Source organism: Hamadaea flava, from assembly GCF_024172085.1.
In the GTDB taxonomy this organism is placed as follows: Bacteria; Actinomycetota; Actinomycetes; order Mycobacteriales; family Micromonosporaceae; genus Hamadaea; species Hamadaea flava.
Window position 1 is genome coordinate 5,016,601 of the sequence record NZ_JAMZDZ010000001.1, and the last position, 13,294, is coordinate 5,029,894.

Here is a 13,294-nt window from a genome sequence, read left to right on the forward strand (position 1 = left end):
TTCTCCCCTGTGAGCACACCCGTCATCCCCGGCCTCGGCGAGCTTCAGCTGCTCGCCCGGGGCGGCTACGCGACGATCTATCGTGCCGCCCAGGGTTCGGTCGGCCGGGAGGTCGCCGTCAAGGTCGAGAATCGCACCCTCGACGACGAGCACGATCGTCGCCGGTTCCTTCGTGAGGCGCACGCCGCCGGGCGGATGTCGTCGCACCCGTTCGTCGTCGACCTCTTCGACGCCGGTGTCCTCGACGACGGCCGGCCCTTCCTGGTGATGGAGCTGTGCGCCGAGTCGTACGCCGACCGCATGAAGCGCGGCGTGCTCATCGCCAGCGAGGTCCGCGAGCTGGGCGTCAAGCTGGCCGGAGTGCTCGCCGACGCGCACGACCTCGGCGTCCTGCATCGGGACGTGAAACCGGCGAACATCCTGGTCAGCTCCTTCGGTGAGCCGGCCCTGGCCGACTTCGGCCTGGCCATCCTGGTCGAGCTGCGGGACCCGACGGTGAACCTGGAGATCCTCACTCCGGCGTACGCGCCGCCGGAGATGTTCGACCGCGCCCGCCCGGCGCCCTCGGCCGACGTCTACGCACTCTGCGCGACCCTGTACGCCCTGCTGACCGGGGCTCCGCCCCGCTGGCGGGACGAGGCGATGGGCGGCATCGCCGCCCTGCTCGAACTGTTCGGCGAACCCATCCCGGACGTCCCCGGCGCGCCGAACGAGCTGGTCGAGGTGCTGCGGACGGGGATGGCGAACGATCCCGAGCATCGGCCGACCGCCCGCGAGCTGATCGCCCGGCTCAAGGAACTTGATCACACCGAGGGCGTGGTGCCCAAGCCGCGCCGGTCGCCGGGGGACGAGCCGACCGAGGCCACGCCCCGTCGCTGGTCGCTCGCCCGGCTGTTCGGGCTGGATACCGCTTAACGCGCCAGTCGGGCACAACACGCCAATCGTGCGTACCGGTCTTCAAGAACCACTCGTTGTCGTGTTGTCGACTGCGGTGGAGAAGATGGACTTAGGGCGGACATGGCGATTCTCGAGACCAGCCTGGATCCCCGGACACCGTCTTATCTGGACAACCGTGGTCTCATGACGGCTGCCCTCGGCGAGGTCGAGACGGCCTTCGCGCGGGCCGTCGAGGGCGGCGGGGAGAAGCACGTCACCCGGCATCACGCGCGCGGCAAACTGCTTCCGCGGGAACGCATCGAACTGCTGGTCGACCGGGACAGCGCCTTCCTCGAACTGTCCACCCTGGCGGGCTACGGCACCGGTCGGCCGGTGGGCGCGGGCGTGGTCACCGGGCTCGCGGTCGTCGCCGGGCGGCCGTGCGTACTGACGGCCAGCGATCCCACCGTCCACGGGGGCTCGCTCAACGCGTACACGTTGCGGAAGCTCGCGCGGGCCGCGGAGATCGCCCTGGCCAACCGCCTGCCGCTGGTGAGTCTCGTGGAAAGCGACGGTCCGGACCCGGCGGGTGGCGGCGAGCTGCTGCTCGCCGGCGGTGCCTCGCTGCGCGACCAGGCCCTGCTCCGCGCGGCCGGAGTGCCCGCGATCTGCGCGGTGTTCGGCGTGGTCAGTGGCGTCACGCTGCCCGCGATCGCCGATCAGACCATTTTGGTACGCGGACAGGCGCGCGTGCATCTGGCCGGTCCTCACCTGGTACGCGCGGCGACCGGGGAGTCCGTCGACGACGAGGCGCTCGGCGGTTCGACGCTGCACGCGACCCGGACGGGGATGGCGCACCAGCTGGCCGAGGACGAACGGGACGCGTTGCGCCTGGTACGCCTAGCCGTCGACCGGCTGTGCCCGGAGGTGACCGAGTCGCCGCGACAGGTGGTCGCACCCCGGCACGAGCCCGAGGATCTGCTGGCCGTTGCCCGGGGCGACGACGCGTTCGATCCCCGGGAGATCCTGGCCCGCGTGCTCGACGCGAGCCAGTTCGACGAGGTCGCCCCATTGTTCGGGGAACGGCTGCGGACCGGCTTCGGCTCGGTGCACGGCCATCGGATCGGCGTCATCGCCAGTGCGGGCCCGCTGCTGGGCGTGGACGAGGCCACCAAGGCGGCCCGGTTCGTGCAGCTCGCCGCGGCGGCCCGGGTGCCGCTGGTGTTCCTGCCCAACACCAGGGGATTCGGGCTGGGCGTGGCGCAGGAGGGCGGCGGCATCTCGGTACACGCCGCCGCGCTCGTGCAGACCATCGCGACCTGCCCCGTCCCGATGATCACGATCGCCGTCGGCGGCGCGCACGGTTCGGCCGGTCAGGTGCTCGGCGGACGCTCGATGCGGCCCCGTTTCCTGTTCAGCTGGCCGAACGCGCGCGCCGCGGTGTTGCCGCCGGACCAGTTGGAGGCGGTCGCCGTGCACCGGACGGCGGTCGACGAGACCGGAGCCGGCACCCCCGACATCCCGCCGGCCAGCGCGCTGCACGAGTCCGGCCTGCTGCACGACGACGGCGTCATCGACCCCCGCGACACCCGTACGGTGCTCGGCATCTGCCTGTCGGTCCTGCCCTCGATCGGGGCGACGTCCACTTTGGGGGGAGCATGATCAGGCGGTTGCTCGTCGCCAACCGCGGCGAGGTCGCGCGGCGCATCTTCGCCACCTGCCGGACCATCGGAATCGAGACGGTCGCCGTCTACTCCGATCCGGACGCGAACGCCCCGTACGTCGCCGAGGCCGACTACGCCGTCCATCTGCCGGGGGCCGCGCCCAGCGCCACCTACTTGCGCGGCGACCTGATCATCGCGGCCGCCCGCAAGACGCTGGCCGATGCGATCCACCCCGGATACGGCTTCCTCGCCGAGAACCCGGACTTCGCCGAGGCGGTCGCCGAGGCCGGCCTGCTCTGGATCGGCCCGCCCGCCAAGGTCATCGAGGTGATGGGGGACAAGGTCGACGCCAAGGCGCTGCTCGCCGAGGCCGACGTGCCGACCCTGCCCAGCTGGACGGATCCCGACCAGGTCGACGAGTTCCCGGTGCTGGTGAAGGCGTCCACCGGCGGCGGTGGGCGGGGGATGCGGATCGTCCGCGAGCGCGCCGTCCTGGCCGAGGCCGTCTCGTCGGCCCGCCGGGAGGCGTTCGGCGCGTTCGGCGACGGGGACGTGTTCTGCGAGAAGTACATCGAGGGCGCGCGCCACATCGAGGTGCAGGTCCTGGCCGACCAGCAGGGCGGGATCGTCACCCTGGGCGAACGGGAGTGCTCGATCCAGCGCCGGCACCAGAAGGTCATCGAGGAGACGCCGTCGCCGGTGGTGACGCCGGAGCTGCGTGAGCACCTGTGCCGGGCGGCCATCGCGGCCGCGCAGGCGGTCGGCTACGTCGGCGTCGGCACGGTGGAGTTCCTGCTGACCCCGAACGGCGACTTCTACTTCCTGGAGATGAGCACCCGGCTCCAGGTCGAGCACGCCGTCACCGAATGCGTGACCGGCGTCGACCTGGTCCGGATGCAGATCGTCGTGGCCGAAGGCGGGCCGCTGCCGGTACTCACCCCGCCGCCGCTTCGCGGGCACGCGATCGAGGCCCGACTGTGCGCCGAGGACCCGGCCGCCAACCATCTCCCGGCCACCGGCGAGATCCACCGGCTGGAGATCCCCGGCGTCGCGGGACGGTTCAGCATTCTGACCGCACCCGGCATCCGCCTGGACAGCGGGGTCGAACCGGGTTCCGTGATCGGCGTCCACTACGACTCGCTGCTCGCCAAGATCGTGGCGTGGGCGCCGACCCGGCCCGAGGCCGCCCGGCTGCTCGCCGCCACCCTGGCCCGAGCGCGGATCCACGGCGTCGTCACCAACCGGGACCTGCTGGTGCGTACGCTGCGCCACCCGACCTTCCTGGCCGGGCAGACCGACACCTCGATGCTCGACCGGCATCCCGAGGTGCTCGCCCCACTCCTGTCCAGCGTGGACGCCGTACGCCTGTCCTGCCTCGCCGCCGCGTTGGGGGCGGCCGCTGAACGGCGAAACGGCGCGGCCTGGCAGGCCAGCATTCCGTCGGGCTGGCGAAACGTCCCCACCGCCGCCCAGACCGCCGTCTACGAGGGACCGGCGGGGCCGGTCGAGGTCGGGTACCGCTTCTCGCGTACCGGAGCGCTGGCCCAATGGTGGGTACGCGCCGTCGACCCGGAAGATCTCGAACTGGCCCCGCTGGGCCAACCCGGGCTCTCCGAAGACCATCCGCCGGTGGCGGTGGTGTCGGCGACCCCGACGCTGGTCGTCCTCGACGTCATCGGCATCCTGCTCGCCGTCCACCTGCATCGGGTGGGCGCGGTGACCTACGTGGACAGTGTCGAAGGCTCGCTCGCGCTGACCGAACTGCCCCGCTTCCCCCTACCGGGATCGGAACTCGCCGAAGGGGCGTTGACCGCTCCACTGCCCGGCGCGGTCGGCCGCGTACTGGTCGTGCCCGGCCAGCGGGTGGACATCGGCGAACTGCTGATGACCGTCGAGGCGATGAAGCTGGAGCACCCGGTGCACGCACCCGCCGCCGGCATCGTCACCGCTCTCCCCGTGACCGCAGGCTCCCAGGTGGACACCGGCACCGTCCTGGCCATCCTCACCCCCTAACTCCCCCGACTTTGCGCGTGGCTCCCCCGACTTTCCGCGTGGCTCCCCCGACTTTCCGCGTGATCATGAACCTATGGTCGTGATCGACCGGGTGGTTTCAAGTCCGCGGCATCCTGATCGACTCCCTAGCGGCCTGATCAACAAGCCCGAATGCGAAGGAGCCGCCGACCCGCGGGGACTGGATGGTGGTCCCCGCCGATCGGCGGCTCGTGCGAAAGGGCGGTGCTGCCGGTCTGCCGGGCTGTCCACCGGAGTGACGTTGCAGTGTCTGCCGCTTGAAACCTCCGGCAGACCGGCCGTTCGGGATTACTGCTGGCCGGAGGACCCGCCGACGCTCGACGCCGTCGCGGAGCCGAGTACGCCGATCGCGTTCCCGCTGATGTTCACCGGGATCTGGATCGGGGCGTACACCTGGGTGCCGTTCAGGACCCCGATGTTGCCCGTGCTGACGAGCGTCGGGCTGCCGTGACCGTGGTCGTCGTGGCCGCTGGGGCAGCCGCACGGACGCGGCTTGCCCTTGCCCTCGGTCGGGGCGCCGGTGCTCTCCAGCATCTCGGTGGCGGGCCGGCCGCCGAGCAGACCGGCCGCCGGGCCGGAGCCTCCGAGCAGGTCGCCGACCACGGGCAGGCCGGAGCCGTCGGTGAGGCCGCCGAGCAGGCTGCCTACGACCGGCAGTCCGTCGACCAGACCCTCGGCAGGACGCCCGCCTCGGTGGACTCCTTCGTGTAGTGCCCGCCCGGCTTGGTCTTGCCGGTGATGGTCGCCGAGGCGCCGCCCTCACATCCGGCGTACGCCTGGCCGAGGACCGCGACGGCGTTGCCGCAGACGTCGACCGGGACCTGAATCGGGGCGATGATCTGGGTGCCGTTGCCGATCCCGATGTTCGGGCCGGTCTTGGCCTGGTAGTGCGCCCAGCCCCACTCGGGGGAGAGCATGGCGGCCGAGCCGCCGACGCAGCCCGCACCGGCTGCGCCGCCGACGGCGACAGCGTTGCCGCAGACGTCGATCGGGGCCTGGACGGGCAGCAGGACCTGAGTGCCGTTGAGGATGCCAACGTTGTCGCTGCTGACCAACGTGGCGTCGGCGTGAGCGGCGGTGCCGGTCGCCAGCAGCGCGCCGGCGGTCAGGGCGCCGGCGTTGAGTGAGCGTCGAACCCACGTCTTCATCGCGAGGGACCTTCTCTCGAATCGTCGGGTGTACCGGTTGGACGATTCGAGAAACGAGGCGATTCGGGCAACTGACGCTGCTGTGTCGGATGAGCGACATAGGAAATGCCGGGTAATTCCGTCAGAATTCCCGGCAATGTCCGATTTATACGGTATGCAGAGTGCGTACCTGAAAAAACCTCAGACGCGAGCCCGGCGAGCGAGCCGCTCGGGGTCGAGGATGATCACGCTCTTGCCGTCGAGTCGCAGCCACCCGCGCGAGGCGAAGTCGGCGAGCGCCTTATTGACGGTCTCCCGGGAAGCCCCGACCAGTTGGGCCAGCTCCTCCTGGGTGAGGTCGTGCGTGACCCGCAGGACGCCGCCGTCGCGGGTGCCGAAGCGGCCCGCCATCTGCAGCAGGTTCTTGGCGACCCGGCCCGGGACGTCGGTGAAGATCAGGTCGGCGAGCGCGTCGTTGGTCCGGCGCAGCCGCCGGGCGAGGACGCGGAGCAGCTGCTCGGCGATCTCCGGCCGATTGGTCAGCCACGGGCGCAGGGCGGCCTTGCGCAGGCGGGCCAGCCGGGAGTCGGTGACGGCGGTGGCCGTGGCGGTCCGCGGCCCGGGGTCGAACAGCGACAGCTCGCCCATCATGTCGGACGGACCCATCACGGCGATCAGGTTCTGCCGGCCGTCCGCGGCGCGGCGGCCCAGCTTGATCTTCCCGGACAGCACGATGTAGAGGCTGTCGCCCGGCTCGCCCTCGTTGAAGACGACCTCGCCCTTGCGAACCTCGATGGTCTCGATCTCACGGGCGAGAGCCTCCGCGGCCTCGGGATCGACACCCTGGAAGATCCCGCTGCGGGCCAGCACCTCATCCATGCGCCACACCTCCACCTGTGCGCTTCTGCGCTTGCCTGCTTCTGCGCTGCCTGCGGCAGCCACGCAACAAACGCGCAACGTCAGTCTAGGCGCAACGCGACGAGAACCGGACGGGTACCCAAAAGATCGCTGTTAGCCCCAGAGTAGGGTCGTGCGGTGCGTCCTGAGCTGGTCTTTCGCGAAGAGGGCGGGCTTTTGGCACCGCTGCTGGTCTGGCGGTTGCCGGGCGCAATCCCGACAATCTCCTCAGGTCCCCTCGGCGGGGGCATCGGCGAGCGCCGTTGGGTGATGAACGCCACTGTTCCGATGTCGTACGACCGCGATGATCCTGGCGTTCACCTGTCCGACATCGCGGGAGATCTCGGCCTTTCCGGACCCGGTGCCGGGCTTATGACCGGGGTCGACGTCGCGCGGGTGGTCACCACCGAGGACGACGGGGTCGAGGTCTTCGCCACGGTCGGCCTCGGCCGCCCGATCCTCGCCGCAGCACCCGCCGAGGACTTCGGCGAACTCGTCGGCACGGTCAACATCATCGCCTTCCTGCCCGCGCGGCTCAGCGATGCCGCGCTGGTCAATGCCGTCGCCACCGTCACGGAGGCGAAGACACAGGCCCTTTTCGAGCTCGGGTACGCCGCCACGGGGACCTCGACCGACGCGGTGTGTGTCGTGGTGTCCGATTCCGGGCCGGCCGAGGCGTACGGGGGTCCCCGGTCGCGCTGGGGCGCACCCCTCGCACGCGCCGTTCACCAGGCGATTCTCCGCGGCGGCCGGGACTTCCGAGCCGACCCGGTCGGCTGGTCGGATCGGACCTGATCAACCTTTCGGGGCCCTGTTCGGCCCGTTCTCCGGGGTCGGCGGAGGGCTTGTCCGCCGGGTAGTCTGTGCGCGATGTCCGCCCCTCGACAGACCCCCCGTTCGTCGCGCCCCCGCTTGATCCTCGGCCTCGCGGTCGCGGTAGTCCTGGTGGGCGCGGCCAGTGCTGCGTACGGCGCGTTCAACGCCACGCGCAAGCCGCAGTGGAACGGTGGTTCGCCCGCCGCCGCCGCGTCGAGCAACGCCGCCGATCCCTCGCCGAGCCAGACCGCTGCGGCCGTGGCCGAGGCGATCACGCTGACGGCGACCGGCGACAACGTCATGGGCGGGCCGGGCAACATGCCGCCCAACGGCGGGAACGACCTCTACACCAAGGTCAAGCCGCTGCTCAAGGGCGACCTGGTGATGGGCAACCTGGAGGAGCCGGTCACCGAGGACACCGGCTACCGCAAGTGCGGCGCCGGCTCGACCAGCTGCCATCAGTTCTACGTGCCGCCGAGCTGGGCCAAGCACCTGAAGAACGCCGGCTACCAGCTGATGAACATGGCGAACAACCACGGCAACGACATGGGCTCGAAGGGGTACACGAACACCCAGAAGTCCCTGGACGCGGTCGGGCTCAAGCACACCGGCGCGCCCGGCGAGATCACCGTCGTGGACGTCAAGGGCATCAAGGTCGCCGTCGTCGGCTTCTCCTCGTACGCGTGGAACAACAGCCTGATCGACATCCCGAAGGCCAAGCAGCTGATCCAGCAGGCCGACAAGCAGGCAGATCTGGTCGTCGTGCAGGTGCACATGGGCTCCGAGGGTACGGCGTACACCCATGTGAAGCCGGGCACCGAGATCTTCCTGGGGGAGAACCGGGGCAATCCGATCGGGTTCGCGCACGCCATGATCGACGCCGGCGCCGACCTGATCGTCGGGCACGGCCCGCACGTGCTCCGCGCGATGGAGTTCTACAAGGGCCGGCTGATCGCGTACAGCCTGGGCAACTTCCTCGGCGGCGGCCGCACGCTGAAGCCGGACGGCGTCCTGGGCTACACCGGCGTCCTCAAGGTGCAGCTGACCAAGGACGGCACCTGGGTCGGCGGCCAGTTCGACTCGGCGATCATGAACAGCCAGGGCGTACCCGGGCCGGACGCGCAGAAGCGCGGCGCGACCGCCATCCGGAACCTCACGAAGTCGGACTTCCCGACCACCGGGCCGAAGATCGAGTCCTCCGGCAAGATCACGCCGCCGGCTGCCTGACCCGGCCGGTCGCGGCGGATGTCAGGGCGGCGACGTACGCTCGACGCCGTGACCGAGACCGACTTGGGCCGCAAACGCCGGGCCCGGAAGATGGCCCGCGAGCTGGCGGTGATCCATCCCGACGCGCACTGTGAACTCGACTTCACGACCCCGCTGGAGCTGGCGGTGGCGACGATCCTCTCGGCGCAGTGCACCGACGAACGGGTCAACCAGGTCACGCCGAAGTTGTTCGCGCGCTATCCGACGGCAGCCGATTACGCGGCCGCCGACCGGACCGAGCTGGAGACGATGATCAAGCCGACCGGCTTCTTCCGCAACAAGACGGACTCGCTGATCAAGCTGGGCGCCGCGCTGGTGGAGAAGTACGACGGTGAGGTCCCGGCGAAGCTGACTCAGCTCGTCGAGCTGCCCGGCATCGGGCGCAAGACGGCCAACGTCATCCTCGGCAACGCGTTCGGCGTACCGGGGATCACCGTCGACACGCACTTCGGCCGGCTGGTCGGGCGGTGGAAGTGGACCGACGAGACCGATCCGGTGAAGATCGAGCACGCCGTCGGCGCACTGATCGAGCGTCGGGACTGGACGATGCTGTCGCACCGGGTGATCTTCCACGGGCGTCGGGTGTGCCACGCGCGCAAGCCGGCCTGTGGGGCGTGCACGCTCGCCCTTTCCTGCCCGTCCTACGGCCTCGGCCCGACCAATCGCGCCGAGGCGGTCAAGCTGCTCAAGGGTCCGCGGGTCGAAGAGCTGGCCGCACTCGTCGACGAGGAGTTGCCGGTCGACTCGGGCGGGGTGTCCAAGGCGGGCTCCGCCATGAAGGTGGCCCGGGTCACGCCGGCCGACAATCCCGATGCGGCGAAGCCCGATTCGCGGCGGACCGGCGCCGGCCAGGGTGCCGCGTGAGGCGGTGGGCGGTCACGGTGCTGGCCGGCGCGCTCCTGCTCGCCGGCTGCGGCAGTGACGAGCCGAAGAATGCCGAGCCACCGATAGACGGGCCGTTCGCGGAGTGCGCCGCGCTCTCGTCCGACAACGCCTCGCCGGAGCTGCCCGACGTGACGCTGCCCTGCTTCCACGGTGGCCAGTCGGTGCGGTTCTCCCAGCTCAAGGGGGCTGTCGTGGTGAACCTCTGGGCGTCGTGGTGCCAGCCCTGCATCCGCGAACTGCCCGCGTTCACCCAGCTCGCCGGGAAGAAGGACGCGCCGAGGGTGATCGGCGTGGTCACGACGGATAAAAGGAACAGTTCGGCCGCGCTCGCCGAGGAACTGCACGTGACCTTCCCGACCCTCTTCGACGACCGGGGCCGCCTCGCGACCGCACTCGTCGAGGCGGAACGCATCAAGTCCAGCGCGCTGCCGGCGACCGTCTTCGTCAAGGACGGCCGGATCGCGTACGTCTATCAGGGTTCGGCCCTCGATGAGGCGAAGCTGACCGAGTTGGTGGACCGGTATCTCGGGGTGAAGGTGTGACGGCGCCGATCCCGGAGTGGCTCAAGGGTTTGCAGGAGCGGGTCGCGGAGTCCCGCTCGGCCGATTTCAGCCGCTGGCCGCTGCCGGAGCACGGCGGGCGCGAAGCAGCCGTGCTCGTGCTGTTCGGCGAATCCGAGGAGCACGGCCCCGATGTGTTGCTGCTCCAGCGCGCGGCCACGATGCGCAATCACGCCGGGCAGCCCGCGTTTCCCGGTGGCGCAGCCGATCCGGGCGACGGTGGACCGCAGCAGACCGCCCTGCGCGAGGCGAACGAGGAGGTCGGTCTCGACCCGGCCAGCGTGACGGTGCTGAGCGAACTTCCGCCGATCTGGATATCCGTCAGCGACTTCGTCGTCACGCCGGTCCTCGCCTGGTGGCACAGCCCGCACCCGGTGTACGCCGTCCAACCGGCCGAGGTCGAGCGAGTGGCGCGGCTGCCGCTGACGGAGCTGACCGATCCGGCGAATCGGTTGCGCATCCGGCATTCGAGCGGATACATCGGACCGGCGTTCTCCGTCGGTGGCCTGCTCGTCTGGGGTTTCACTGCCGGAATCCTCACCGTTCTGCTGGACCTCGGTGGGTGGAGCCGGCCTTGGGACACATCTCGCGTCGAGAATCTCCCCGTAGGCTAGGCGGATGTCCGTGGTCGATGCCGTGCTGATCATCCTGATGATCATTTTTGCGATCTCCGGATACCGGCAGGGCTTTCTCATCGGGGTTCTCTCCTTCGCCGGGTTCTTCGTCGGCGCCCTGATCGGATTGCAGATCGGTCCGCTGCTCGCCGAGCACTTCGCCTCGCCCACGATTCGCATCGTCATCGCCCTGATCGCCGTGTTCGGCCTGGCCATCCTCGGGCAGGCGGCGACCGGCTGGCTCGGCTCGAAACTTCGCGGCGGGATCACCAACAGCAGCTTTCAGACGGTGGACGACCTCGGTGGCGCCGTCGTCTCGGTGGTCGCGGTCGCGATCGTCGCGTGGTTGGTGGCCATACCGCTGGGCAAGTCCGACTCGGACTGGTTGTCGAGTTCCGTACGCAACAGCGTGGTTCTCAGCGGTATCGACAAGATCATGCCGAACGACGCGTCGAAGCTGACCCAGGCCCTGCAGGAGACCATCGACACCAACGGCTTCCCGGACGTCTTCGGCGACCTCGTGCCCACCCGCGTACGCCCGGTGCCCGAGCCGGACAGCGCGCTGGCGAAGTCGCAGGTGGTGGTCAACTCCCACAAGTCGGTGGTCAAGGTGCTGGGCAGTGCACCGAGCTGCTCCCGCCGCATCGAGGGCTCCGGTTTCGTGTACGCCCCCGAGCACGTCCTGACCAACGCCCACGTGGTCGCGGGGACGACGGCGGTGGCCATCAAGGACGAGGACGGCGACCGGCATTCCGCGCGGGTGGTGGTCTACGACCCGGAACGCGACCTGGCGGTGCTCTACGTCCCAGGGTTTTCCGCTCCGGCGCTGCGGCTGGCCGACAACGAGGTGGACACCGGCGCGGACGCGATCGTGCTGGGCTATCCGCTGGACGGGCCCTACAACGCCCAGCCGGCCCGCGTACGCGACGTCGGCGACATCACCGGGCCGGACATCTACGACGACCAGAAGGTGACCCGCGAGGTCTACACGATCCGGGCGCTGGTCCGCAGCGGTAACTCCGGGGGGCCGCTGATCAGCCCGAACGGCCGCGTACTCGGGGTCATCTTCGCTGCCGCGGCCGACGACAAGAACACCGGTTTCGCGGTGACGGCCGACGAGGCGACACCTGTGGCGGCGGCCGGCGCGACGAAGACGACCGGGGTCGGCACCCAGACCTGCGCCTGACGCGTCATCGCCAGATCATGGTTACGCATGCTGCTCGCGCCCGGGAAGCACGCACATCCGTGATCCAGCGCCTAACCCAACAGGCACCGACGGGTGGCAAGGGGCTCAGGTGAAGCGGCGCAGGGTGGCCGCGGCCCCGCCGACAAGCACGAGGACGACCGCGATCCCGGCCGGCAGTGCGGCGAGGAGCGGCCGATGACCGGCCGCCCGCTCGGGTTGCGCCCGGGCCACGCTCGCGGCCGGTGACGCGGTCGCCGATGCTCCGGCCTTTCCGAAGCGCGCTTTGCCCGGTGGCGGGACGGTGTCGAGCGGGTTCGCCGCCACCGCGGGAACCGTCAGCGTCAACGCGGCCACGGGATCCACCATGCCGTAGCCGTAGGTCGTGTCCCGGCCCAGCGGGCCCAGATCGCCGGCGGTGGCGATGAGGCGGTTCACGACGTTGGCGGCCGACATCTCCGGCCACTTCGATCGGACGAGCGCCGCCGTAGCGCTCACCAGCGGCGCGGCGAAGCTGGTGCCCTCGACCGTCCAATAACCGCCCGGCCGAGCGCCGACGAGGTCGGCTCCGGGCGCGGCGAGAATGGTCTCGGGTCCGGTCAGCGCGCCGGACCACAACGTCCGGCCGTTGCCGTGGCCGAGCCCGGTCACCGCCAGTACGCCGGGCTCTCGCGCCGGATACCAGACGTCGTCCGGATTGGGCGGCGACTCGTTGCCGGTGCAGGCCACCACGACGACGTCCTTCTCGAAGGCGTAGTCGAGGGCGTCGGCCAGTTCGGGACTGCTCACCGAACCGCCCAGAGAGAGATTGATCACGGTGGCACCATGGTCGACCGACCAGCGTACGGCGTTGGCGACGACCCGGGCGTCGTCGTATTCGTTCTTCGCGTCGAGCACCCGAACCGGGAGGATCTTCGCGCCGGGCGCCAACCCGAGGACGCCCGACAAGTCGTCGGCCCGCCCGGCGATCAGCCCCGCGACCGTGGTGCCATGGCCGACCGCGTCGGTCTGGCCATTGCCGCCGGGGCGGACGAAATCCGTCCCGGGCAGCACCTGACCGGACAGATCGGGATGGCGACCGTCCACACCGGAGTCGATGACCGCGACGGTCACGCCGCTGCCGTCCGACCAGCGCCAAGCCTGCTGCGCGTGCAGTTGGCCCAGCTGCCACTGGTCTCCGCGTACCTTGTCGGCGGCGAGCCCGGCGCCCTGACCGCCGGCGGCACTCGACCCGGACACCGGTGACGCCGGAAAACCCGCGGCCACGCCCAGCAGGAGCCCCGCGCCCACACGAAGCAGCGCCGTCGCGGTCTTCTGCGATCCGGCGCTGCGTTCAGCCGACGGGCGTCTCACAATGGGTGAAACCTACCGGCTT

At 70.4% G+C, this 13,294-nt stretch carries 11 protein-coding genes and 2 pseudogenes; 9 read left to right on the top strand and 4 right to left on the bottom strand.

Annotated features, from left to right (window positions below):
- Positions 1–9 precede the first annotated feature (9 nt).
- From HDA40_RS23720 to HDA40_RS23730, 3 genes and pseudogenes are all read left to right on the top strand, one after another.
- Positions 10–780 (top strand): annotated as a pseudogene (locus HDA40_RS23720) (serine/threonine-protein kinase); the annotation flags it as partial.
- A gap of 237 nt (positions 781–1,017) precedes the next feature.
- Complete coding sequence (locus HDA40_RS23725; protein WP_253759502.1) at positions 1,018–2,538, top strand: acyl-CoA carboxylase subunit beta; 1,521 nt, start codon at positions 1,018–1,020, stop codon at positions 2,536–2,538.
- Positions 2,535–4,553 carry an ATP-binding protein gene (locus HDA40_RS23730; protein ID WP_253759504.1) on the top strand — a complete coding sequence of 673 codons (2,019 nt, stop codon included), beginning with the start codon at positions 2,535–2,537 and terminating at the stop codon, positions 4,551–4,553. Before HDA40_RS23725 ends, HDA40_RS23730 begins: the two co-directional genes overlap by 4 nt.
- 306 nt (positions 4,554–4,859) lie before the next feature.
- On the opposite strand, the gene HDA40_RS23735 is transcribed toward HDA40_RS23730, so the two are convergent.
- The 3 genes from HDA40_RS23735 to HDA40_RS23745 form a co-directional block, all read right to left on the bottom strand.
- Entirely contained in the window at positions 4,860–5,174 is a 315-nt protein-coding gene (locus HDA40_RS23735; protein ID WP_253759506.1) for a chaplin family protein, read from the bottom strand.
- A 41-nt stretch (positions 5,175–5,215) separates the two neighbouring features.
- Positions 5,216–5,719 (bottom strand): chaplin family protein, encoded by a 504-nt coding sequence (locus HDA40_RS23740; RefSeq protein WP_253759508.1) that lies wholly within the window; start codon positions 5,717–5,719, stop codon positions 5,216–5,218.
- A 180-nt stretch (positions 5,720–5,899) separates the two neighbouring features.
- The gene (locus HDA40_RS23745) at positions 5,900–6,577 is read right to left on the bottom strand and encodes a Crp/Fnr family transcriptional regulator (RefSeq protein ID WP_253759510.1); all 678 of its coding nucleotides are present in this window, start codon (positions 6,575–6,577) and stop codon (positions 5,900–5,902) included.
- A gap of 156 nt (positions 6,578–6,733) precedes the next feature.
- On the opposite strand from HDA40_RS23745, the gene HDA40_RS23750 reads away from it, so the two are divergent.
- From HDA40_RS23750 to HDA40_RS23775, 6 genes and pseudogenes are all read left to right on the top strand, one after another.
- The gene (locus HDA40_RS23750; RefSeq protein ID WP_253759512.1) at positions 6,734–7,390 is read left to right on the top strand and encodes an adenosylcobinamide amidohydrolase; all 657 of its coding nucleotides are present in this window, start codon (positions 6,734–6,736) and stop codon (positions 7,388–7,390) included.
- Between the two features lie 75 nt (positions 7,391–7,465).
- Positions 7,466–8,638: a CapA family protein gene (locus HDA40_RS23755; protein WP_253759514.1), complete on the top strand. Its 1,173-nt coding sequence runs from the start codon at positions 7,466–7,468 to the stop codon at positions 8,636–8,638.
- 18 nt (positions 8,639–8,656) lie between these two features.
- Positions 8,657–9,412, top strand: a pseudogene (gene nth / locus HDA40_RS23760) (endonuclease III); the annotation flags it as partial.
- A 125-nt stretch (positions 9,413–9,537) separates the two neighbouring features.
- Positions 9,538–10,104, top strand: a complete 567-nt coding sequence (locus HDA40_RS23765; protein WP_253759516.1) for a TlpA disulfide reductase family protein — start codon at positions 9,538–9,540, stop codon at positions 10,102–10,104.
- Complete coding sequence (locus HDA40_RS23770; RefSeq protein ID WP_253759518.1) at positions 10,101–10,736, top strand: NUDIX hydrolase; 636 nt, start codon at positions 10,101–10,103, stop codon at positions 10,734–10,736. Before HDA40_RS23765 ends, HDA40_RS23770 begins: the two co-directional genes overlap by 4 nt.
- A 4-nt stretch (positions 10,737–10,740) precedes the next feature.
- On the top strand, positions 10,741–11,922 hold the full coding sequence (locus tag HDA40_RS23775) for a MarP family serine protease (RefSeq protein ID WP_253759520.1): 1,182 nt from the start codon (positions 10,741–10,743) through the stop codon (positions 11,920–11,922).
- A 105-nt stretch (positions 11,923–12,027) separates the two neighbouring features.
- Here the strand turns inward: HDA40_RS23775 and mycP are convergent, their stop codons facing one another.
- Positions 12,028–13,272, bottom strand: coding sequence for a type VII secretion-associated serine protease mycosin (gene mycP, locus HDA40_RS23780; protein WP_372502926.1), 1,245 nt, complete (start codon positions 13,270–13,272; stop codon positions 12,028–12,030).
- Positions 13,273–13,294: the final 22 nt, after the last annotated feature.

Coding starts and splice junctions, on each gene's coding strand:
- HDA40_RS23745 (WP_253759510.1), bottom strand. CDS start 6,577: ATGGATGAGGTGCTGGCCCGCAGCGGGATCTTCCAGGGTGTCGATCCC.
- HDA40_RS23730 (WP_253759504.1), top strand. CDS start 2,535: ATGATCAGGCGGTTGCTCGTCGCCAACCGCGGCGAGGTCGCGCGGCGC.
- HDA40_RS23725 (WP_253759502.1), top strand. CDS start 1,018: ATGGCGATTCTCGAGACCAGCCTGGATCCCCGGACACCGTCTTATCTG.
- HDA40_RS23755 (WP_253759514.1), top strand. CDS start 7,466: ATGTCCGCCCCTCGACAGACCCCCCGTTCGTCGCGCCCCCGCTTGATC.
- HDA40_RS23740 (WP_253759508.1), bottom strand. CDS start 5,719: ATGAAGACGTGGGTTCGACGCTCACTCAACGCCGGCGCCCTGACCGCC.
- HDA40_RS23775 (WP_253759520.1), top strand. CDS start 10,741: ATGTCCGTGGTCGATGCCGTGCTGATCATCCTGATGATCATTTTTGCG.